This window comes from Ginsengibacter hankyongi, from assembly GCF_008710285.1.
Classification (GTDB): domain Bacteria; phylum Bacteroidota; class Bacteroidia; order Chitinophagales; family Chitinophagaceae; genus Ginsengibacter; species Ginsengibacter hankyongi.
The window spans coordinates 1624058-1645204 of record NZ_VYQF01000001.1 but is presented as its reverse complement, the minus strand read 5'-3'; the positions used below and the strand labels follow the sequence as shown (position 1 = coordinate 1645204).

Here is a 21147-nt window from a genome sequence, read left to right as displayed (position 1 = left end):
ATTACAAAACGCTATTTTTTTGATAGATTTTTTTGGGCGGCAAAAAGGAAAAGAAAAATAATACTCAAAAAATAAATTACATCACGGCTATCTACAACGCCACGGCTGATGCTTCGGTAATGAAAATCAATTCCAAGCATTTCAATATAATAATCTGCATTGCCACTAAAAACCGGGAGCTTACTTATAGAATTAAATCCAAAGTATAAAATAAGGCAGGCGAAAGCGCCAATTAAGAAAGCGATAACCGCATTTGAAGTGAGCCCGGAACACCACATACTTATTGCTGCAAAAACTGCTGCTAAAAATATCAAGCCTATATACGAGCCCGTAATTCCACCAGTATCAATACCACCTGCGGCAGACAATGCATGGATTGTAAAAACATATAAGAGTGTTGGAAGTAATGCAATGAGAATAACAGAAAGCACCGCGAAATATTTACCCAAAACAATTTGCCATTTTGTAAGCGGCCGGGTTTGCAAAATTTCAAAGGTGCCGGTTTTATATTCTTCCGAAAAGCTGCGCATCGCTAAAGCAGGAATCAGAAAGATAAATATCCAGGAAGCCAGGTTAAAGAATTTATCAAGCGTTGCGTAGCCAAAATCAAAAATATTACTGTCTTTTAATACGAAAAGATAAATACCGTTTACAACCAGGAATAAAATAATTGTAATATATCCCGTTAGCCCATTAAAAAACTGGTGCAATTCTTTTTTGGCAATTGATATCATAGTATTAAAAAAAGTGCAATTTAGGTCTTGAAAAATAATTATAGACTTTTCATTTAGTTAATGCAGCGTTTTAAGACAAGCCTGTGTCATATAAGTAGCTTGCTGGCCAAAATCAGGCTAACACCTGTTTTACATTTTATTTAAAGAATCTCTGAAAGGAATTTTACCAAACGTTCCTAAGAATTGAAAAGTAAACATTCAGGGAATCGGTTATGAAAAGTTTACCTAAACCAACTGGATAAACCCTGTTACAACAGGGTTTTATTTTTTTATGGAATCGATAAAGTTTTTGAATCATAGTAAAAAAAATTATTATGAAACTTTTCAAATCAAATTTATTTGTTGTCTGTGTTTTGTTATCATCAGCAACATTTTCGCAAACAAATAAAACTGTTCCTCCACCGCCGCCGCCGGTTCCGCCTGTCGTGGTATTCAATGCTCCACCTCCGCCACCACCACCGATTCCCCCAGTTAGTAAAAAGGATAAGATGGTTCCACCACCACCGGCCTTACCGAAATTGCCTGCGCCTCCCCCGCCACCGCCGTTAAGTAAAATCGATATAATATAATTTCGTGCTCAATTAAAGAACAACCTATATTTTATATAAATCAAAATGAAAAAAATTAAACTCCAAAACTTTCGCCACATCCACAACTGCGGCTTGCATTAGGATTATTAAAATAAAATCCTTTTCCATTTAACCCTTCGCTAAATTCTAAAGTGGTATTTACCAGGTATAAAAAACTTTTCAGGTCTGTAACTAATTTTATTCCTTTATCTTCAAACTCCTGGTCATTAGGTTTTTTTTCATTATCAAAATCCATTTTATAACTCAATCCTGAACAGCCGCCACTAACAACACTTACTCTCAAAAAATATTCTTTTTCCGATAGATGAGCATCTTTCAATAAACTGTGGACTTTATCTTTTGCTTTATCACTTATGTAAATCATAAAAAAATTTAATTTTCTAATTTGATACTTTTTGCTGTTACAAATTTAATTCACCTGATGGCCATAGTGAAATTATAAATAGTATTACAAGGTTTTCATTTCAAGATCAATATCGGCACTCGTCATTTCTGAAAGACAATTCGTGTCTCTTAATTTTGAAACAGTTGCCGCCACCCGTTCTATCGCATAATCAATTTCCAATTCTGTAGTGAACCGACTCAGCCCAAAACGTATGGCCGCTTTTGCCAGGTCATCTTCAACTCCTAACGCCTTTAAAACATAAGATGGCTCAAGGGTTGCGGAGGTACAAGCAGAACCGGAACTTACGGCAATATCCTTATTAAATCCAAGCATCAAAGCTTCGCTTACCACGTGCTTAAAGCTAAGATTAACTGTACTGGGTAACCGGCTTTCTTTACTGCCGTTTACATAAACATCCCCAAGCGTGAGTAACCCCGATTCAAGTTTATCTCTTAATCTTTTTATTTGCTCTGTATCCTTCTTCATCTCAATCCTGCAAAGTTCACAAGCCTTTCCAAAACCAACAATGCCGGGAACATTTAATGTTCCGCTTCGCATATTTCTTTCGTGTCCACCTCCATCAATTTGGGCAATTACTTTAACTCTTGGATTTTTACGCCGTATGTATAATGCGCCCACACCTTTCGGGCCATACATTTTATGCGCTGAAAAAGCCATCAGGTCTATTCCATCTTTGTTTACATCAATGGGGATTTTTCCGGCAGCTTGTGTGGCATCTGAAAAAAATAATATGCCATTTTTTCTTGCTATTGCACTTATCTCTTTTATTGGTTGAATAACTCCTATTTCATTATTAGCATACATAACGGCAATTAAAATAGTATTGGGTTTTATTGCCTTTCTCAATTCATCTAAATCAATTAATCCATCTTTATTTACGTTGAGATAAGTAATTTCTCCGCCCAATTTTTCAATATGCTTACAACTATCTAACACCGCTTTATGTTCTGTAAATACTGTAATTATATGATCGCCTTTCGAAGCATACATTTCAGAAACGCCTTTTAGGGCAAGGTTATCAGCTTCTGTAGCGCCGGAGGTAAAAATTATTTCTTTAGGTTCTGCTCCTATTAATTGCGCCACTTGTTCACGGGCGTAATCCACCGCTTCCTCTGCTTCCCATCCAAAAGAATGGCTTCTACTAGCGGCATTACCATAATGTTCCGTAAAATATGGAATCATTGCTTCCAATACCCGCGGATCAACCTGGGTAGTCGCATTATTATCAAGATATACCGGCAATTTTAGCATGAACGAAATCTTATTTTACCACCTGCAAATTTAAGCCAAAAGCATGTAACATAAAGTTATACTTTACGTAATGATAGAACGGGGTTTGTTGAAAATTTTATACTTCACCTACTTTTGATAAAACTTCTTTATGAAAAAAATTGAACATATCGGTATAGCAGTTAAAAAACTTTCTGTTTCTATTCCTCTTTTTGAAAAATTACTGAATACGCCCTGTTATAAAACGGAAGCAGTGGAAAGTGAGCAGGTTAATACCGCTTTTTTTAAAAAGGGAGAAAGCAAAATTGAACTGGTAGAAGCTTACGCACCGGGAAGTGTAATTAATAAATTTCTTGAAAAAAAAGGCGAAGGTATTCACCACATGGCCTTTGAAGTTGACAATATAGAAGAAGAAATGAAACGCCTCCTAAATGAAGGTTTTACTTTAATAACTGAAAAACCTAAAGAAGGCGCCGATAATAAAATGGTTTGTTTTCTTCATCCCAAAGATACCAATGGCGTCTTGATCGAATTGTGTATGGAGAAAAAGTAAACTTTTAGTCTTTATTAGTATGTAAATTATATCAAATACGGATTATACTTTATTTCATCTCCAATAGTAGTTGCCGGACCGTGACCAGGATATACTTTCACCTCTTGCGGCAATACAAATAATTTTTCTTTTATGTTCTTTATAAGACCTTCGTGACTGCCCCCTGGCAAATCAGTGCGGCCAATGCTTTGATAAAATAAAACATCGCCGCCGATAATAAATTTTTGTTTCTCACAATAAAAACAAATGCTTCCCGGAGAATGACCGGGCGCTTCAATAACCTGTAAGGAATCTTCACCCAATGAAACAATGTCACCTTCTTTAAGGAAAATTAATTCGCCTTTATAATTATCAAAAGGAAGATTGAACATTAATCCCGATGCGGGAGCCATTTGTAAAACCGCTTCTTCGTTTTTATGAATCTGGAGGGTTAACTGGTATGCTTCAGCAATATATTTATTTCCGAATACATGATCCAAATGACAATGCGTATTAATCAGCAATTTGGGTTGTAACTCATTCTTATCAATAAAGCTTTTTAAAGCTTCTTTTTCTTCATCGGAATAACAACCGGGATCAATAACAATGCAGTCCTTATTTTCATTATAAAGAATGTAGGTGTTTTCCTGAACAGGATTAAAAGTTAAAACTTTGATAAGGAACATAGCGTAGGTAAAATTGAGTTAAATTCATTTTATCGATTAACCCGAAACGTTTAATTTTAGGCCAATTATAACTACCGTACATGCAAGATCATAAGAATCAAATTGACAAAAAAATTTTTCTGCTTCTTTCACTTTTTTTCTTCTTAGGATTAATAGTAAATGCGCAGGTAAGTAGCGTGCAATTTGGCAAAAACAGGGTGCAGTATAAAAAATTTAAATGGCAATATTATCAAACTAAAAATTTCAATAGCTATTTTAACCAAAATGGCCAGGAACTTGCAAAATATGTTGCGCAGGTGGCAGAAGAGGAATTGCCTGCGATGGAAAAATTTGTTGAGTTTAGTTTACAACGCAGGGCAAACATTATTATTTATAACAGCTTTGGCGATCTACAACAAAGCAATATAGGAATTGGTATCGACTGGCAAAGTACTGGCGGCGTTACCAAATTGGTCAATAACAAAATGATTGTCTATTTCAACAGTAATCACGCTGACCTGCGCCGGCAAATTCGCGAAGGCATTGCCAAAGTGCTTACTGAAAATCTTTTATTTGGCGAAGATCTTGGCGAAGTGGCGGGTAATGCGGCGCTCCTCGATTTACCACAGTGGCTTATTGACGGCTACGAGGCTTACGCCGGGCAGAACTGGAGTACCCAGCTTGATGATCAATTAAAAAGTGAAATACTCAGTGGTAAATACAAAAATTTTTACCAGTTTGCTTTTGATAAACCATTACTCGCAGGCCACGCCTTTTGGTATTACATTGAAGAAAAATATAAAAGAGAAAACACCACTTATTTGCTATACCTGGCACGTGTTTATAAAAGTTTAAACAGGGCTTCGCAAACGGTTACTAAAAAAAGAAAGTTTAAAGAAGTACTTGCCGATTTCATGACCTATGAGGAAGACAAATATGATAATGATATTTCGCGTCGTAAAAATTATCCTAAAGGAAGCGAGATAACAGAGTATACCATCGGGAAAAGAATAGATTATTTTCATTTTAACGTTAACCCAAATAAGCGTAATGGGTCTTTTGCTGTGGTTCAATATAAGAAAGGAAAGTACAGGTTATTACTCAACGAAGACGATAAGGATAAAACCTTATTGAAATTTGGAACCAATAGTAAGATTGATGAAATAAATCTTAATTACCCTATGATGGCCTGGGATCCTAAAGGCACAAGGCTTTCCGTCTTATATGAAGAAGAAGGGCATATCAAACTTTTCGTGTATGACGTTATCACCCGGGTAAAACCTTACAAGAGAGATCTTACTGACCGCTTCGACCAGGTTCAGGATATGAAATATATGGATAACGGGCAAAGTTTACTTTTCAGCGCCGTAAAAAATGGTCATTCAGATATTTATTCGTATGATATAGAGAATGATAAATTAAGACAGATAACCAACGATGTGTATGATGATCTTGATCCTTCCTTTGTGTCGTTTCCCAATAAGACAGGAATTATTTTTTCAAGCAACCGCCCTGCGGCAAATACAAAAGGCTCGGATACATCCTTGCTTAATAATCGTTATAATATTTTTATGGTCACCGATTTTGCAAGTGGCCGGCCGGGACTTAACCAGATCACTCAACTTACCAATTTGAAATTTGGTGATGCCAGATATCCTACGCAATACAGCAATGTGCATTTCACGTTCGTAAGCGATCAAAATGGCGTTGGAAACAGGTATGCCGGTTTATTTTCAACCGAAAAAGAAGGCCTCGATACCTTGGTTCTTATAGGTGATGATATTCTTCGCAACCCTACTGAACTTGAAGTAGATTCATTATTAAAAGTGTATAAGAAAAAGGATATCGATTCTGTTGCTATAGTTTCTGTTTCGAAAGATTCTGCTTATGTATTTCCCTTAACCAATTACGAGAGCAGCCTTCTAGAAACAAGAGAAGCAGGAGAAAATCACCAGGTGAGTGAAGTTACAAGGCAAAGTGATGATAAGATTTTATATAAATTAAAGATTGATGAAAATGCTTTGCAACGAAGAAATGTAGGTTCTACGCCCACTGCCTATATGAAGCACCTGATGGAAATGGATAAAATTTCGAAGGGAGAGGAAGTTATTAAACCCGGCACTGATACGAGCCAGAGCGAAGACCTTTTTCAAAATGAATTTAAGGATGAAAAACGGGATACTTCCAGCCAGGGAAAAATCTTTGATGGCGAAGTTCCGGGCGGCGAACCCACCGTTTTATCAGAAGCGAAATTATATCCTTACAAGCCATTGAAATTTGCTACTGATTATATCGTTGCAGGCTTTAATAACGACGTTTTAGGAACACGATACCAACTGTACCAGGGCGGTTCAGGTCCTGTAAACCTTTCCTCCAACAGTGGTCTTGACGGAACATTACGAATGGGAATTGCAGATATAATGGAAGATATTAAGATATCAGGAGGTTACCGGCTTTCTACCAATCTAAAAGACAATGACTGGTTGCTCCAGTTTAATAACCTGCGAAGAAGACTTGACTGGGGCCTTAGTTATTACCGCACTGTCCAGGCAATAAATTTCGGCATTGACTCTACCAGCGGAAGTTATCCCGGCAAAATATTTTCAAATCTTTACCAGGGAAGTATCAGTTACCCTTTTGATGTAACAAAAAGTATTCGTTTAAACGTGGGCGTTAGGAAAGATCGCGGCGTGGTAAGTGCTTTCGATAATATTTCTTTAACAGCACCGGAAATTTCAAAAACGTACGGATTATTACATTTGGAATATGTGTATGATAACACATTAAATCCTGCACAAAACATCTGGAACGGTATACGTTATAAAGCATACGTGGACTGGAATTCACAAATAAGTAAATTAGCGTCTACCGAAGGCCGTTATACTTTTAATTTCGGATTTGATGCAAGAGGTTATTATCCCATCTACCGCAATTTCATATGGGCAGGCAGGGTTGCTGGGGATTTTAGCTGGGGCAATCAAAAACTTATCTATTACCTCGGCGGTATAGATAATTGGTTTATGTTTGGTAATAATGTAAAATCCAATGGGTCTTATCGCTATTTTAACCAGGCAAATAAGCCAGCGCCCGATGGCAATTATGCATTTCAATCTCTCGCCGTAAACCTGAGAGGCTTTATTCAGAACGCGGCAAATGGTAATAACAATCTTGTAATTAACAGTGAATTTAGATTACCGGTTTTTACAACGCTTTTTAGTAAGCCTATAAACAACGCCTTCGTAAGAAATTTCCAGTTAACACAATTTATCGATTTGGGATCTGCATGGAACGGAGCTTATAATAAACTTATAAGGCCCAATATAACATACGCTGATCCAAGTGACCCAACCGTTACTGTGAATATTAAAGCACCGGGTGTTGGTCCTTTTCTTGGTGGTTATGGCTTCGGTGCAAGAAGTACCTTGCTTGGGTATTTTTTGAAGATGGATGCCGGCTGGCCGATGAACGGTTTTTTTAAAGGTAAGCCGATTTATTATTTTAGTATGGGGCTTGATTTTTAGTTATCGAATTTTTTTTAATAGCTAATTGCCCGGTTTAATTATTAAGCCGGGCAATTTTTTTATAATGAAATAAAATATTCCGAAGAAAAGAAAGAAAATTATTGTCACGCCCCATGTCCTTGGATGCTGTAATGGATTTATGAACGGCTGTATTATTTCAAAAAGAAATTTAAAAGGACTGAAAAAAATATCCCAGCTGTTCCATCTTAAGAATCTTCCAATATAAATTCCGAAAAAACTTATGAGTAAACAACTGTACAGGATCAGATTTGTTTTTTTGTTATTAAATTTTAATTGTAAAAATAATTCAACCTGGTAAAGAGATATAAATGCCATGATTAACCCATTAATTGCTGCAGAAAAAATTAATATTACATCAAACCAAAGAGGAATGTTATTTCTCTCTCGTAAATGTACCAGGTCAGTAATAATGTATAAGGCGTTTGGGAAAAATAAAATCCATGCTATAAAAATTATCCAGTGTAATTTTTTCTTTCGGGATTGAATTAAAGACGAGCTTAACATACATGGAATTACCGCAAGAAAAAGGTTCCAGACAAAAAATAAATACATCAAACTACCAGAATAAAGAATTCTAAATAGTAGCAGCAAAATAGTAAATCCTACAGACAGTAACAGAAGACGGAATATCGTAATCTTCATTCAAAAATATTTTTTATGAAAGGATAAATTTTTGGCAAAAAGATGATACACGCAATTGCCAAACTTATTATTGATACAAGAAAAACCGCTCCTGCAGCCACATCTTTAATCACCTTTATATCTGGATGAATTGAAGTGCTTACAACATTTGAAAGTTTCTCAATTGCTGTATTAATCATTTCAAGGCCGAGAACCAGTGCCCAACAAAATAGAATAGCAATCCATTCATTAGTTCCTATTTTTAAAACAATTGCAAATACACAAGCGATTAATACAATCATTACTTGAATCCGGAAATTTCTCTCCACCCTGAAACAATATTTTATTCCCTGCCATGCATAGCTTAGAGATTTTATAAATCGCATAATTAATTATTTATTCTGTGTTTATAATATTCTACAACACCGTAAAGTAATATTAATCCAACACATAGTATCCATCCAATTACAATCATAGTTACCAGGTTATGTTCTCTTATTTCAACCTCCTGTAACGATCTTCCTGCAGCAACAAAATTAACAGGAGAAGAATGTACTTTAACTATAACCATCGCTATTCTCACATCGTTTTGTGGTTGGCAGGTTACGTGGTGTTCCCCATTTTTTTGCAAAATCAAAAACACCAGGCGGTAATTCAAGCATCTTGCCATTAAGATATCCCGATGAACGTGTTGGCTTCCCATTTGCATCATACAATACTGTAAATGGAGAAAGACTATAGCCAGCTCAAATTAAATTATGGACATAATGAGAAGATCAGAATTTGCTTAACACGTCATTTATAATTTCACATGCATGCAAAATTTCTTCATTAGAAATTGTGAGGGGTGGCACAATTCTTAAGCATTCAGGGGCAAATAAAAACCAATCGGTGAAAACGCCATTATCAATTAATGCATCTATGACCCCCTTATTTTCTTCAAAATTTTTAAACTCAAGGGCCATCATTAAGCCCGCACTTTTTATACTGTTTATCTTTTTTGATTGCAAGCTTGTACGAAACAATTCTTCTTTTTCAAATACGGTTGCTACAATTTTATTCTCCAATAAAAACTTGAATGCTGCAAAGCCAGCCGCACAACAAACAGGATGACCACCAAAAGTATTAATGTGTCCAAGCACCGGATTATTTGTAAGACAATCCATAATTTTTTTATCAGCAATAAAAGCACCTAAAGGCATTCCGCCGCCCAAAGCTTTTCCCAGTAGCAATACGTCGGGGATAATTCCAAATTGTTCAAAAGCCCATAAGCTTCCATTACGGCCAAAGCCGCATTGTATTTCATCAAGAATTAGAAGGGTTCCCGTTTCATCGCATTTTTTTCTAAGTGCCTGTATCCATTTTTTACCAGGAACTATTACGCCAGCTTCTGCTTGTATGGTTTCTGCGATTACGCATGCCGTTAGTGTAGTTATTTGTTCAATGCTTTCGTAAGAATTGAAAGTAAGATGTAAGATATCAGGCAATAAAGGCCGGAATGCATTGCGCCAATATTCACTTCCTAGGATACTTAACGAGCCTTGCGTGCTTCCATGATAACTATTGTTGAATGCAGCAATTTGTGTACGCCCGGTATATCTTTTTGCAAGCTTCATGGCGCCTTCTGTTGCCTCTGTTCCTGAAGTTGTAAAGAACACCGCGTTAAGTGAAGCGGGCAAATTATTAGTGAGCAATTTCGCATAGTTGGTTTGAGGAGATAAAACCAACTCACCATTTACCATTACATGGAGGTAATCATTTATTTGTTTGTTGATGGCTCCGATGACTTTTTTATTACCATGCCCAACATTACAAACACTTATTCCACCTATAAGATCAATATATTCTTTACCGTCAACATCGTACAATTTGCAACCTTCAGCTTTTATAATTTCAAGCGCTAAAGGCGTTGGAGAAGTTTGTCCAATATGATTTAAAAATATCTGGCGGTTAGTCATAATGAATGTACGAGGTTCGATGTGTGATGTACGATGTTAAAACATTTTCCCGTTCGTATTTTTTTACGAATTTAGGACACTATTATAATTAAATTATTGGAAGAATTTGCCAGGTTAAAAAAAACACGTTGCAAAGAATGCAAAATAAAAGCAAAAGTGCAGGGATTTCCTTTTCGTTTCTTTGCGAAAGCTTTTCTTTGCTGTAGGCTTTATTTATAAATAATGGTCTTTAAAGATGCTCAATGAACCAACAGTACAAGGGAGTGACCGTTCGGCAAGCTCAGGGTAAACTTCATTGGGATGCCCAAAGTGCTATAGCTCGTAAACAAAAAATAATATTATGTCGTTAATTATTGAAGTAAAAGGTATTAATCCAACATTTGGAAATAATTGCTACATAGCGCCCAATGCCACTATTGCCGGAGATGTTGTAATGGGTGATGATTGCAGCGTTTGGTTTAATGCTGTCTTGAGAGGAGATGTAAACAGCATCCGCATGGGCAACAAGGTAAATGTTCAGGACGGGGCCATTATACACTGCACTTATTTAAAAGCAGCTACGTCAATTGGAAATAATGTGAGCATCGGACACAATGCAATCGTACATGGATGCGTTATACATGATAATGTACTGGTAGGCATGGGCGCCATTGTGATGGATCATGCCAAAATAGGCAGTAACAGCATTATTGCTGCCGGGGCTGTGGTACTTGAAAATACTGAAGTTGAGCCAGGTTCCATTTATGCAGGTGTTCCCGCTAAGAAGATAAAAAATATTCCCGAGCAGTTAATAAGCGGTGAAATAAACCGGATTGCTGATAATTATGTGATGTATTCAGAATGGTTTAAATAAGGTTGAGATTGAATTAAGATTTATATTTTGAATTTATTGAAATCTTAACAATGCTTTTTTAACGTAGGTAACAAATTTGCATCTAATAAAATGAAAAAAATTTTGGTCGTGGCGTTTTGTGCCTGGATGCTTCCGGGATGTTTCATTTTTAAAAAGAATGAAAAATACGGGTGTCCAACCAATGGCAAAAATATTGGTGCAGAAAGAATTTTATCAGGAGACAAAGCAGCCATTAAAGCCGCCAGGAAAGCAAAAAAATTTAAATCATAAAAAGGAATATTTTATACTCTATTAAAACACCAAAACAAATTGTATGTGTTATCATTTAAAAACAAATTTCGGTGGAACAGAAGCAGTCATAGACGATAATTGCGGCGTTTCAAAATTCTATTCAATTGCAGATATTTTAGCCGATGGATTGAAAGTAAAATTTATAAACCAGGTGGATGATGCAGATACTTTAGATTGGGACTTCAAGTATAAAAAACATTTTCTCACTTTACATTACAGTATTTTTAATGGTGTTTCTATTTTGCCACACAATACAAAAGGTATTGCTAAAGAAAACAAAGCTGTAATTGAAGTTGCAAGATTTTTAGAAAAGAATGCTTATTAAATTTCAATGGGCAGGACTAATAACTTTTTAACTAATTAACTTTTTATCACTACCATTTCTTCGTGTCTATAGTACCCAGGATATTCACATAGCTGACATAACGGTCGGCGGAAATTTTCCCCTCTTCTACAGCTTGTTTCACAGCGCATCCCGGTTCGTCAATATGCATACAATTATTAAACCGGCATTCATTTACCAAAGCTCTCATCTCAGGAAAATAATGCGACAATTCATTTTTTTCAATATCCATTAAAGCAAATTCCCGCAGGCCAGGTGTATCAATAATTTTTCCGCTAATCGGCAAATCGAACATTTCTGCAAAGGTGGTTGTGTGAAGACCTTTACCGCTCCAGTCACTCACATTTTGTGTTTTTAATAAAAGCTCGGGAAACACAATATTTATAAAAGATGATTTACCAACTCCTGAGTGCCCGCTCAATAAAGTCGTCTTATTTTTTAAAAGATCCTTCACTTCGTCTATGCCTGTATGTTGGGCAAGGCTCATTGATAAAACTTTATATCCGTTTCTTTCATAAATAAATTTGAGTTCTTCAAATTTGTCAAGCTCCTTTTTTTTATATAAGTCACTTTTATTAAAAACAATAATTGCAGGAACATGATAAGCTTCTGAAGCAACCAAAAACCTGTCAATAAATCCTTGCGAAGTTTTAGGATCTTTCAATGTTGCAAACAAAAGGCTCTGATCCAGGTTGGATGCGATAATATGATGCTGGTGTTTGTTATGCGGCGATTGCCTGGTGATATAATTTTTTCTATCATGAATATTGGTAATTACCATATCGCCATCTTCAGTATCCTCTTGATCCACATCAACGATATCGCCTACCGCAACAGGATTTGTTGACGTTATATTATCAATTTTAAGCTTGCCTTTTATGCGTGCATTAAAAAATTCACCATTCTCATTTTTCACTACATACCAGCTTCCTGTTGATTTATACACAAGTGCGTTCATGGTGATAAGTTAATAAGTAAATTGGTTGATAAGTTAGTTAGTAAAATTCGTGTAATTCGCGTAATTCGTGGCGATGATTCGCGATATTTCAATTATGGAAATTTTCTAAAGATGGTAAATCTTAAAATGAATTCGAGTAAAAGAAGCGCCATAGCAGCAAAAACAAATGGGTAAAATTTTTCGGTAAAACGATGAAAGGTTGTTATTTCCACCTTCGATTTTTCAAGATGATCTATTGATGTATAAATATCCTGGAGGCTTTTATTATCGGTGGCTCTGAAATATTTACCTCCTGTTTGGTCCGCAATATTTTTTAATAGCTTTTCGTCTATAGCCACTTTTTCATTTTGCATTACAATACCCATTGGAGTACTTACCGGGGTGGGCGCATAGCCATCTGTTCCTACGCCAATGGTATATACTTTTATCTTAAATGTTTTCGCAATTTCTTTAGCCGTTGCGGGGTCGATTAATCCGCCGTTGTTAACTCCATCGGTTAATAATATAACAACTTTACTTTTAGCTTTACTGCTTCTAAGCCTGTCTACGCTCGTTGCAAGCCCGGAGCCAATAGCAGTTCCATCTTCAAGCAACCCGTTTCTTATTTGTTCAATCTGGCTAATCAACACATGATGATCTGTTGTAAGAGGGCATTGTGTGAAACTTTCGCCTGAAAAAATTACAATACCAATCCTGTCGTTAGGCCTGTCATTTACAAAATTTTCGGCAACTTTTTTTGCAGCCTCCATTCGGTTAGGGGTAAAATCCTGTGCTGTCATACTGCCGCTTACATCAATGCATAAAATTATATCTACTCCTTCTCCTTCGGATTGTTCTTCATCAAACTTTACCTGCGGCCTCGCCAGCGCAATTATTATACAACTTATTGCAAGCAACCTAAAAATGAAAGGAACATTTTGAAAAGTATTTTTCCAGGAACGCGTTTTCGATAATCCCTTTGTTGTAGAAATTCCAATAGCAGCCGTTTGCCGTTTTCCTTTTACAATTTTCCAATAAATAAGAACCGGAATAATGGCAAACAAAACCAGGAATAGCGGTTGCCCAAATGTTGTATTATTGAAATAATCAAACAGCACTTTCAGTTTTTGTATTGAGTTTGTTATTAATTTCTGTTATCGTGTCTTTTATTTCCTGCAGGCATTTTTCGCTTTCATAATTTGCCGGAATATATTTTGCAAACTTTACCGCGCTGCTCATGCGAAGGCAATTTGCAAAGGCAGTAAGTTTTTCTTTTCCTAAATTATATTCATCAAGATCCATCAGCATTTCATCTGAAGTGAGATGCATCTTGTAGGTTTTTGTTTTTCTTGAAATATAACGTTTAAAAATATCAGTAAGTCTTGTATGATATGCTTTCACTTCATTTTGCTGCAACAATTGTTCTTTCTCCAGGTCATTTAAAGATTGCATGGCTTCATCGTAAGGAGAAAGTTTAGATTTAAAAAGATCCGGAGCATTTTTCTTCTTAAAAAATTTAATTAAAAATCTTATCCAGAAGAAAAGTAAAATGAGAGCAACAACCAATATAGCCCACCACCACCATGCCCATTCTTTTTTAACTTCTATAATTGACTTTATATCATGAAATGTTTGAACACTATCCATTGGGGAAAAAGAGACCTGGATTGGAATTGAATCAGTAAGAAGATTAAACGAAGAATCGCCTTGCAGCGTTTCCATGTTTAACACCAAAGGAGGAATTACCTGCCTCCCGGAATCGAAGCTGGTAATGGTTATATCCTGGCTGAAATTTAAATTTCCGTTCAAATAAGATGAATCAATTTTATTTTCCCGTACTACCTGGAAATGCCCAAGTGTATCCGGCATATTAAACCAGGAAAGCCTGTAAGTGTTATCAGGCATGGATGTGGAAACCTTGTAATGAAATTGTTCCCCGATTAAAATATTATTTTTATCAACAGTAGTTTGTATGGAAGGAGCCTGGGCAAAATTATTTTGTGCAAGCAAAACAGAACCCAAAAGGAAAATTGTTATAACTAACGGTTTATGATAAACGCTTCTCTTCAATTGCTTTTGTTTCACTTTATTTTCGTCTTAAAAAAAACTGCTGAAGAATTTTTACATAATCCTCGTCGGTGCGTAAATGCAATAAGTCAGCACCTGATTTTTTAAAAATATTTTTGCAACTTTCACTATGCTTCATAAAGTTCTGCTGGTAACTATGCCGCACAAGCGCATCTGAAGTATCGAGCCATTGAGTTTTGCCTGTTTCAAGATCTTCCACTTCCATTAACCCAACGTTGGGAAGCTGCATATCCATTTTATCATATATCTTAAGCCCAATCACATCGTGCCTGCTTGCCATAACCCGTAACGCGTCTTCATATTGTTCATCAATAAAATCACTCATAATAAACGCAATGCTCCGGTGCCGGTTCGATCTTGAAAAAAGCTTTAAAGCTTCATTAATATTCGTGCCCGTTCGTTTAGGCTGGGCCGTTAGCAGTTCCCTTACAATGTACAAAGCATGCTGTTTCCCTTTTTTTGGGGGAATATATTTTTCAATTTTATCGCTGAAAAAAATAACCCCTACTTTATCATCGTTATTGATTGCGCTAAAAGTAAGTACTGCACCGATCTCGGTAATAAGATTTCTTTTGGTGCTGTGCACTGTGCCAAACAATGCGCTCGCACTTACATCTACCAGCAGAATTACCGTAAGCTCTCTTTCTTCCTCAAAAACTTTAGTGAAAGGATGAGCATAACGTGCACTAACATTCCAGTCGATAAACCTTACATCATCGCCATGGTAATATTCACGAACTTCCCTGAAGCTCATTCCTTTTCCTTTAAATGCAGAATGATACTCACCTGTAAAAAGATGCGTGGTGATCTTTTTACTGATGATCTCCAGCTCTTTTACTTTTTTTACTATTTCCGCAGTGGTGAGCAATTGATTAATTGTTTATCGTTGAATTGTTACATTATTATAAAAAAGTTGCTAATTCATTAAATCAATAAAATATCATGGTACGTTCACCATCTTCAATATTTCTGTAATGATCATTTCAACATTTATATTTTCAGCTTCGGCTTCGTACGTGAGACCAATGCGATGCCTTAAAACATCTTTGCAAATATTTCTTACATCTTCAGGAATTACATAGCCACGCCTGTTTAAGTATGCATAAGCCTTTGAAGCCAAAGCCAGGTTAATACTGGCTCTTGGCGAGCCACCAAAAGAAATTAATGGTTTCAGTTTGGCAAGATTATACGTTTCAGGAAACCGCGATGCAAATACAATATCCACAATATATTGTTCTACTTTCTCATCCATATAAACCTGCCTTACCAGCTCTCTTGCATTTAATATTTCATGTGTTGATACAACTGCGTTTATGTCCGGATGTTTTAAACCCTGCACATTTTGTCGAATAATTGCTTGCTCCTCAGTTTTTGTTGGATAATCAATAATTACCTTTAGCATAAACCTGTCCACCTGCGCTTCGGGTAACGGATAAGTGCCTTCCTGCTCAATTGGATTTTGAGTTGCTAAAACTAAAAATGGTTCTTCTAATGCGTAAGAATGATTGCCGATTGTTACCTGTCTTTCCTGCATTGCTTCCAGCAAAGCGCTTTGAACTTTTGCAGGTGCCCTGTTTATTTCATCTGCAAGAATAAAGTTGGCGAAGATTGGCCCTTTACGAACCATGAATTCATTTTTCTGCTGGTTATAAATCATGGTACCTACAACATCCGCGGGTAACAAATCTGGTGTAAACTGAATACGGCTGAATTGCGCATTAATCGTATATGCCAGTGATCTTATTGAAAGTGTTTTGGCGAGGCCGGGTACGCCTTCCAGTAAGATATGACCGTTGCTTAAAAGGCCAATTAAAAGACGCTCCACCATGTGGTTTTGGCCAACAATTACTTTACCAATCTCAGCATGAATTTTATCAATAAACGAAGCGGAATGATTAATCTTTTCATTCAGTAAGCGAATGTCTTCTGCGGTTTGTAACATTTTATTCAATAAAATTTAAATTAAAAACTCAAAGGGCGCAAATTACGAACAACCTATAAAACAAAAGCGTTGCAATAAATCGCGCCGGGAAAAAGTATGTTAAATTTGAAGCATAAAACTATACAATTATGGTAGATGAACAACTTATTACATCCAGCAACCAGCTTGAAGGATATAAAATAACAAAGCATTTAGGCATTGTCCGCGGTATAACTGTTAGATCACGCAGCCTCTTTGGAAATATTGCAGGCGGATTACAAACGTTGTTCGGAGGAACTATTTCCATTTATGTTGACTTATGTGAAAAAACAAGAGCAGAAGCCTATCAACACATGGTTCAGCACGCCAATGAAAGAGGAGCGAATGCAATAATTAATATACGATACGATGCTAACGAAGTGATGAATGGAGTTACCGAAGTGTTATGCTATGGAACTGCAGTGCAGGTGGTGAATTTGTAATTGCATTAAAGATCATTCGCTGAAAAATGATTCAATAATCAAAAGTCTTTCCCTCTTCTTTATCATAGTTTTCATTATACTTTACAAAGAAGTTGAGATAGACGACACGACTGAACCGCATAAACCATGGTTGCAAAATCACTATAAGTACCGCATTAAAAAGCAACCAGAATAACACCCTGTTATCATCAGCCGATATGCCTATTATAATCCACCAGGCAACGAAAGTGATTGCAGAAAATAACACTACCAATGCATAGCTTACATAACCTGTTCCGTACCAAAAGCCGGGTTCCAGGTCAAATTTCTGGTTGCAGACAGGGCATCGTTCATGCATATCTAAAATAGAAGAAAGCTTTAGTTTTTTATAAGGATTACTGTTCTTAAACATATCACCTCTGCGGCACCGCGGGCATCGCATGGTAAACATGCTCCATAAATAATTCGGCTTTGGCTTTTGCTCTTCTGTCATGTTGCAAAGGTATTCATTTAGTAGGTCAGCCTTATTAAAACCGGTTCAGATATAATTCAATTTAAAACAGTTTGTGTTGATGCCGCTATTTTTTTCCTTTCGCCTATCTGCTGGCGCCACATTGCATAATATAATCCCATTTGTCCAATCAGGTTTTCATGTGTTCCTGTTTCAATTACTTCTCCTTTTTCCAATACATAAATTCTATCTGCATGCATAATCGTACTCAACCTATGGGCAATCAATATAGTTATCTGTTCTTTTTTAGAAGAAACATTTTTTATTGTATTAGTAATTTCTTCTTCTGTTAAAGAATCGAGTGAAGAGGTTGCTTCATCAAAAATTAATAAATGCGGATGACGAAGTAATGCTCTTGCGATGGATAAACGCTGTTTTTCTCCGCCGGAAACTTTTACACCGCCTTCGCCAATTACAGTATCCAGGCCTTTATCTGCACGGGCAAGCAAAGTATTGCAGGATGCTTTTCTAAGCACATCGAGTACTTCTTCGTCGGTTGCAGTTGGATTTACAAACAATAAGTTTTCTCTTATAGTTCCTGCAAACAGTTGTGTATCCTGCGTTACAAAACCTATTTGCGTTCTCAGCGCATCAAAGTCAATATCTTTTCCATCAATTTTATTATACTTTATATTGCCTTGCTGGGGAATGTATAAGCCAACCAAAAGCTTTACCAAAGTTGTTTTTCCCGAGCCTGAAGGGCCAACAAACGCAATAGTTTCTCCTTTTTTAACGTCAAAACTTATATTATTTAAAGCTGGTTGTTGGGCCGATTGATGTTTGAATTTTACATTGATGAACTCGAGTTCTTCAATGTTGCGGATAGCTGCCGGTTTAGCAGGTTTAACCTCCGGTGCCTTCAACATCAGGTTATGAAAATTATTTAAAGACGCTTCTGCTTCGCGATAAGAAATAATGATGTTGCCGATTTCCTGCATGGGTGCAAATAGAAAAAAGCTATAAAATACCAATGAAAGATATTGACCCGGCGTAATAGCATTTCCAAATATGAGCCATAGTAAAGTAAACGTAATTAGCTGTTGCAAAAAATTAACCATCGTACCCTGTATAAAACTTATCGTACGGATGCTTTTAACTTTACGTAATTCAAGCTTCAGAATTTTAAAAGTATTATTATTTAACCTGCTCACTTCCTGGTCAGTTAATCCAAGGCTTTTTACCAGTTCAATATTGCGTAAAGATTCCGTTGTAGAACCTGCCAGTGCATTCGTTTCGTTTACAATATTTTTTTGAATAAGCTTTATTCTTTTACTAAGTAAACTTGTAACAACTGCTATTAAAACGATACCTATAGTGTACACCGGCATAATTACCCAATGCAACCTGAACGCATAAATAGAAATGAAAACAATGCTTACAATAATTACAAAAAAAACATTGATGAAATTAGTAATGAATTTTTCTGTATCTGCCCGGACTTTGGTAAGGATAGATAATGTTTCACCGCTACGCTGATCTTCAAAATCCTGGTAGGGCAACATCATGCTATGTTTCAGGCCATCTGTAAAAATAGTGGCGCCAAATTTTTGAATGAGTACATTCCCAAAATAATCCTGGAAGGCTTTAGCAATACGGCTTACCATTGCAGTGCCTATCAATAGCAAGAGGAAAAACAATAAACCATGATACTGGCCTTTGCCAAAGAAAAATTCATGTTCAGTCCTTGAGCTCTTATCGGGAAAAACATGTGGATGATTTACAAATAAATCAAGAATGCGACCAGTAATCGCAGGAGCAAATAGAGAAAAGATCTGGTTTACCGCCGCAAGAAACAGCGCTAAAACTACCAGCCATTTATAGGGCTTTATGTATGATAATAATATCTTCATTTAATAAAATTGAATCTGCAAATTTCGGGAAAAGAGTTTAGAGTTAATAATGTATCATCCCGCCCATCCTTCTCTATCCAAACTTCTGTATTGAATGGCCTCTGCAAGGTGTTCTGGCTTTATGTCGTTACTATCTGCAAGATCTGCAATGGTCCTGCTTACTTTTAAAATTCTATCATAAGCACGCGCTGAAAGATTTAAACGTTCCATAGCAACTTTCAACAAATTAGAACCGGCCTGCGTTATCACACAAATTTCTTTCAACATTTTACTGCTCATTTGTGCATTGGAATAAACGCCGGGATTATCTTTATATCGTTCAGCTTGTCTCTCCCGTGCTTTTATAACTCTTTCACGAATAGATTCACTTTTTTCAAACTCCTGTTTTGAAGAGAGCTCACTAAAAGCAACAGGCGTTACTTCTACATGAAGATCTATCCTGTCCAATAATGGTCCCGATATTTTATTCAAATATTTTTGAACAGCTCCGGGTGGGCAGGTACATTCTTTTTCGGGATGATTATAATAACCGCAAGGGCATGGATTCATAGAAGCAATCAGCATAAAGCTTGACGGAAAATCCAACGCAACTTTTGCCCTTGAAATAGTAACTTTCCTTTCTTCCATTGGCTGTCGCATCACTTCTAAAACAGTTCTTTTAAATTCAGGCAATTCATCCAAAAACAAAACACCATTATGTGCTAACGAAATTTCTCCCGGTTGCGGCAAGCCGCCGCCGCCAACTAATGCAACGTCAGAAATGGTATGATGCGGAGACCGAAATGGCCTCTTTGAAATGAGTGTTGCATTTTCAGGAAGTTTACCGGCAACGCTATGAATCTTTGTTGTTTCTAAAGCTTCCTGCAAAGTAAGCGGTGGAAGTATGGTTGGCAAACGCTTTGCCAGCATAGTTTTTCCAGCTCCCGGCGGCCCAATTAATATTGCATTATGCCCGCCGGCTGCTGCAATTTCCAAAGCTCTTTTTATATTCTCCTGCCCTTTTACATCACAAAAATCAATTTCAAAATCACTTTGCGCATTCGCAAATTCTTCGCGTGTATTCACAACCGTTGGTATAATGGAATTTTCATCAATAAAAAAATCAATTACTTCATTAATGTGTCCAACACCATACACATTTAATTTATTGACCATCGCAGCTTCACGTGCATTTTCTTTTGGAAGAATTAAACCTTTAAAGCCTTCTTTTCGTGCCTGTATTGCAATTGGCAAAGCGCCTTTAATGGGTCTAACGGTACCGTCTAGACTAAGTTCTCCCATGATTACATAATCGGTAAGTTTTTCCGCATTTTCTAACTGCTCACTTGCGCCAAGTGTTCCCATGGCAATTGGCAAATCGAATGCCGTACCACTCTTCCTGATATCTGCAGGCGCAAGATTAACAACCACTTTTGTTCTTGGAAAATGATAGCCATTGGCTTTAATAGCGCTTTCCATTCGCTCCAGGCTTTCCTTTACAGCATTGTCTGCAAGGCCAACTATAGAAGTAAATTTTCCACTGCTCACATTTACTTCAACCGTTATAGTAATTGCTTCAACGCCATAAACAGCGCTGCCAAAAGTTTTGACTAACATGAAATGAAATTAGCCAAA

23 protein-coding genes are annotated in these 21147 nt (G+C 36.6%); 7 read left to right on the top strand and 16 right to left on the bottom strand.

What is annotated here, in order from left to right; genetic code table 11:
* Nucleotides 1-11: 11 nt before the first annotated feature.
* Complete coding sequence (gene gldF / locus FW778_RS06910; protein ID WP_150413862.1) at nt 12-734, bottom strand: gliding motility-associated ABC transporter permease subunit GldF; 723 nt, start codon at nt 732-734, stop codon at nt 12-14.
* Between the two features lie 314 nt (nt 735-1048).
* On the opposite strand from gldF, the gene FW778_RS06905 reads away from it, so the two are divergent.
* A complete protein-coding gene (locus FW778_RS06905) occupies nt 1049-1303 on the top strand; it encodes a hypothetical protein (protein WP_150413861.1) in 255 nt (84 codons plus the stop codon).
* Nucleotides 1304-1358: 55 nt separating this feature from the next.
* On the opposite strand, the gene FW778_RS06900 is transcribed toward FW778_RS06905, so the two are convergent.
* Together FW778_RS06900 and FW778_RS06895 are read right to left on the bottom strand one after the other, a co-directional pair.
* Complete coding sequence (locus FW778_RS06900) at nt 1359-1688, bottom strand: HesB/IscA family protein (RefSeq protein ID WP_150413860.1); 330 nt, start codon at nt 1686-1688, stop codon at nt 1359-1361.
* 84 nt (nt 1689-1772) lie between these two features.
* Nucleotides 1773-2981 carry an IscS subfamily cysteine desulfurase gene (locus FW778_RS06895; protein ID WP_150413859.1) on the bottom strand — a complete coding sequence of 403 codons (1209 nt, stop codon included), beginning with the start codon at nt 2979-2981 and terminating at the stop codon, nt 1773-1775.
* A 130-nt stretch (nt 2982-3111) separates the two neighbouring features.
* On the opposite strand from FW778_RS06895, the gene mce reads away from it, so the two are divergent.
* Nucleotides 3112-3513 (top strand): methylmalonyl-CoA epimerase, encoded by a 402-nt coding sequence (gene mce, locus FW778_RS06890; RefSeq protein ID WP_150413858.1) that lies wholly within the window; start codon nt 3112-3114, stop codon nt 3511-3513.
* Nucleotides 3514-3539: 26 nt separating this feature from the next.
* Here the strand turns inward: mce and FW778_RS06885 are convergent, their stop codons facing one another.
* Nucleotides 3540-4178, bottom strand: coding sequence for an MBL fold metallo-hydrolase (locus FW778_RS06885; RefSeq protein ID WP_150413857.1), 639 nt, complete (start codon nt 4176-4178; stop codon nt 3540-3542).
* A gap of 80 nt (nt 4179-4258) precedes the next feature.
* On the opposite strand from FW778_RS06885, the gene FW778_RS06880 reads away from it, so the two are divergent.
* Complete coding sequence (locus tag FW778_RS06880) at nt 4259-7678, top strand: hypothetical protein (RefSeq protein WP_235906094.1); 3420 nt, start codon at nt 4259-4261, stop codon at nt 7676-7678.
* Between the two features lie 21 nt (nt 7679-7699).
* Here the strand turns inward: FW778_RS06880 and FW778_RS23695 are convergent, their stop codons facing one another.
* From FW778_RS23695 to FW778_RS06860, 4 genes are all read right to left on the bottom strand, one after another.
* A complete protein-coding gene (locus FW778_RS23695; protein WP_394349790.1) occupies nt 7700-8251 on the bottom strand; it encodes a DUF1361 domain-containing protein in 552 nt (183 codons plus the stop codon).
* A gap of 86 nt (nt 8252-8337) precedes the next feature.
* Nucleotides 8338-8706 carry a diacylglycerol kinase gene (locus FW778_RS06870; RefSeq protein WP_150413855.1) on the bottom strand — a complete coding sequence of 123 codons (369 nt, stop codon included), beginning with the start codon at nt 8704-8706 and terminating at the stop codon, nt 8338-8340.
* Between the two features lie 2 nt (nt 8707-8708).
* Entirely contained in the window at nt 8709-9032 is a 324-nt protein-coding gene (locus tag FW778_RS23410) for a hypothetical protein (RefSeq protein ID WP_235906092.1), read from the bottom strand.
* A gap of 64 nt (nt 9033-9096) precedes the next feature.
* Nucleotides 9097-10278 carry an aspartate aminotransferase family protein gene (locus tag FW778_RS06860; protein WP_150413853.1) on the bottom strand — a complete coding sequence of 394 codons (1182 nt, stop codon included), beginning with the start codon at nt 10276-10278 and terminating at the stop codon, nt 9097-9099.
* Between the two features lie 340 nt (nt 10279-10618).
* Between FW778_RS06860 and FW778_RS06855 the strand changes: the two genes are divergently transcribed.
* The 3 genes from FW778_RS06855 (at nt 10619) to FW778_RS06845 (ending at nt 11747) form a co-directional block, all read left to right on the top strand.
* A complete protein-coding gene (locus FW778_RS06855) occupies nt 10619-11131 on the top strand; it encodes a gamma carbonic anhydrase family protein (RefSeq protein WP_150413852.1) in 513 nt (170 codons plus the stop codon).
* 90 nt (nt 11132-11221) lie between these two features.
* Nucleotides 11222-11401, top strand: coding sequence for a hypothetical protein (locus FW778_RS06850; protein WP_150413851.1), 180 nt, complete (start codon nt 11222-11224; stop codon nt 11399-11401).
* Nucleotides 11402-11444: 43 nt separating this feature from the next.
* Nucleotides 11445-11747 carry a hypothetical protein gene (locus FW778_RS06845; protein WP_150413850.1) on the top strand — a complete coding sequence of 101 codons (303 nt, stop codon included), beginning with the start codon at nt 11445-11447 and terminating at the stop codon, nt 11745-11747.
* A 49-nt stretch (nt 11748-11796) separates the two neighbouring features.
* Here the strand turns inward: FW778_RS06845 and rsgA are convergent, their stop codons facing one another.
* The 5 genes from rsgA to FW778_RS06820 form a co-directional block, all read right to left on the bottom strand.
* Nucleotides 11797-12723 (bottom strand): ribosome small subunit-dependent GTPase A, encoded by a 927-nt coding sequence (rsgA, locus tag FW778_RS06840; protein ID WP_150413849.1) that lies wholly within the window; start codon nt 12721-12723, stop codon nt 11797-11799.
* Nucleotides 12724-12815: 92 nt separating this feature from the next.
* Nucleotides 12816-13820, bottom strand: a complete 1005-nt coding sequence (locus FW778_RS06835) for a vWA domain-containing protein (protein ID WP_150413848.1) — start codon at nt 13818-13820, stop codon at nt 12816-12818.
* Entirely contained in the window at nt 13810-14787 is a 978-nt protein-coding gene (locus tag FW778_RS06830; RefSeq protein WP_150413847.1) for a protein BatD, read from the bottom strand. The genes FW778_RS06835 and FW778_RS06830 overlap by 11 nt, the downstream gene beginning before the upstream one ends.
* Nucleotide 14788: 1 nt before the next feature.
* On the bottom strand, nt 14789-15658 hold the full coding sequence (locus FW778_RS06825) for a DUF58 domain-containing protein (RefSeq protein WP_150413846.1): 870 nt from the start codon (nt 15656-15658) through the stop codon (nt 14789-14791).
* 72 nt (nt 15659-15730) lie between these two features.
* The gene (locus tag FW778_RS06820; RefSeq protein ID WP_150413845.1) at nt 15731-16732 is read right to left on the bottom strand and encodes an AAA family ATPase; all 1002 of its coding nucleotides are present in this window, start codon (nt 16730-16732) and stop codon (nt 15731-15733) included.
* Nucleotides 16733-16860: 128 nt separating this feature from the next.
* Here FW778_RS06820 and FW778_RS06815 point away from each other — a divergent pair, with 128 nt between their 5' ends.
* Nucleotides 16861-17193, top strand: a complete 333-nt coding sequence (locus tag FW778_RS06815) for a YbjQ family protein (protein ID WP_150413844.1) — start codon at nt 16861-16863, stop codon at nt 17191-17193.
* 31 nt (nt 17194-17224) lie between these two features.
* Here the strand turns inward: FW778_RS06815 and FW778_RS06810 are convergent, their stop codons facing one another.
* The 3 genes from FW778_RS06810 to FW778_RS06800 are packed head-to-tail and all read right to left on the bottom strand — an operon-like array spanning nt 17225 to nt 21129.
* Nucleotides 17225-17665, bottom strand: a complete 441-nt coding sequence (locus tag FW778_RS06810; RefSeq protein ID WP_150413843.1) for a DUF983 domain-containing protein — start codon at nt 17663-17665, stop codon at nt 17225-17227.
* Between the two features lie 56 nt (nt 17666-17721).
* Entirely contained in the window at nt 17722-19533 is a 1812-nt protein-coding gene (locus FW778_RS06805) for an ABC transporter ATP-binding protein (RefSeq protein WP_150413842.1), read from the bottom strand.
* A 54-nt stretch (nt 19534-19587) separates the two neighbouring features.
* On the bottom strand, nt 19588-21129 hold the full coding sequence (locus FW778_RS06800; protein ID WP_150413841.1) for a YifB family Mg chelatase-like AAA ATPase: 1542 nt from the start codon (nt 21127-21129) through the stop codon (nt 19588-19590).
* Nucleotides 21130-21147: the final 18 nt, after the last annotated feature.

Coding starts and splice junctions, on each gene's coding strand:
- gldF (WP_150413862.1), bottom strand. CDS start 734: ATGATATCAATTGCCAAAAAAGAATTGCACCAGTTTTTTAATGGGCTA.
- FW778_RS06905 (WP_150413861.1), top strand. CDS start 1,049: ATGAAACTTTTCAAATCAAATTTATTTGTTGTCTGTGTTTTGTTATCA.
- FW778_RS06900 (WP_150413860.1), bottom strand. CDS start 1,688: ATGATTTACATAAGTGATAAAGCAAAAGATAAAGTCCACAGTTTATTG.
- FW778_RS06895 (WP_150413859.1), bottom strand. CDS start 2,981: ATGCTAAAATTGCCGGTATATCTTGATAATAATGCGACTACCCAGGTT.
- mce (WP_150413858.1), top strand. CDS start 3,112: ATGAAAAAAATTGAACATATCGGTATAGCAGTTAAAAAACTTTCTGTT.
- FW778_RS06885 (WP_150413857.1), bottom strand. CDS start 4,178: ATGTTCCTTATCAAAGTTTTAACTTTTAATCCTGTTCAGGAAAACACC.
- FW778_RS06880 (WP_235906094.1), top strand. CDS start 4,259: ATGCAAGATCATAAGAATCAAATTGACAAAAAAATTTTTCTGCTTCTT.
- FW778_RS23695 (WP_394349790.1), bottom strand. CDS start 8,251: ATGTATTTATTTTTTGTCTGGAACCTTTTTCTTGCGGTAATTCCATGT.
- FW778_RS06870 (WP_150413855.1), bottom strand. CDS start 8,706: ATGCGATTTATAAAATCTCTAAGCTATGCATGGCAGGGAATAAAATAT.
- FW778_RS23410 (WP_235906092.1), bottom strand. CDS start 9,032: ATGATGCAAATGGGAAGCCAACACGTTCATCGGGATATCTTAATGGCA.
- FW778_RS06860 (WP_150413853.1), bottom strand. CDS start 10,278: ATGACTAACCGCCAGATATTTTTAAATCATATTGGACAAACTTCTCCA.
- FW778_RS06855 (WP_150413852.1), top strand. CDS start 10,619: ATGTCGTTAATTATTGAAGTAAAAGGTATTAATCCAACATTTGGAAAT.
- FW778_RS06850 (WP_150413851.1), top strand. CDS start 11,222: ATGAAAAAAATTTTGGTCGTGGCGTTTTGTGCCTGGATGCTTCCGGGA.
- FW778_RS06845 (WP_150413850.1), top strand. CDS start 11,445: ATGTGTTATCATTTAAAAACAAATTTCGGTGGAACAGAAGCAGTCATA.
- rsgA (WP_150413849.1), bottom strand. CDS start 12,723: ATGAACGCACTTGTGTATAAATCAACAGGAAGCTGGTATGTAGTGAAA.
- FW778_RS06820 (WP_150413845.1), bottom strand. CDS start 16,732: ATGTTACAAACCGCAGAAGACATTCGCTTACTGAATGAAAAGATTAAT.
- FW778_RS06815 (WP_150413844.1), top strand. CDS start 16,861: ATGGTAGATGAACAACTTATTACATCCAGCAACCAGCTTGAAGGATAT.
- FW778_RS06810 (WP_150413843.1), bottom strand. CDS start 17,665: ATGACAGAAGAGCAAAAGCCAAAGCCGAATTATTTATGGAGCATGTTT.
- FW778_RS06805 (WP_150413842.1), bottom strand. CDS start 19,533: ATGAAGATATTATTATCATACATAAAGCCCTATAAATGGCTGGTAGTT.
- FW778_RS06800 (WP_150413841.1), bottom strand. CDS start 21,129: ATGTTAGTCAAAACTTTTGGCAGCGCTGTTTATGGCGTTGAAGCAATT.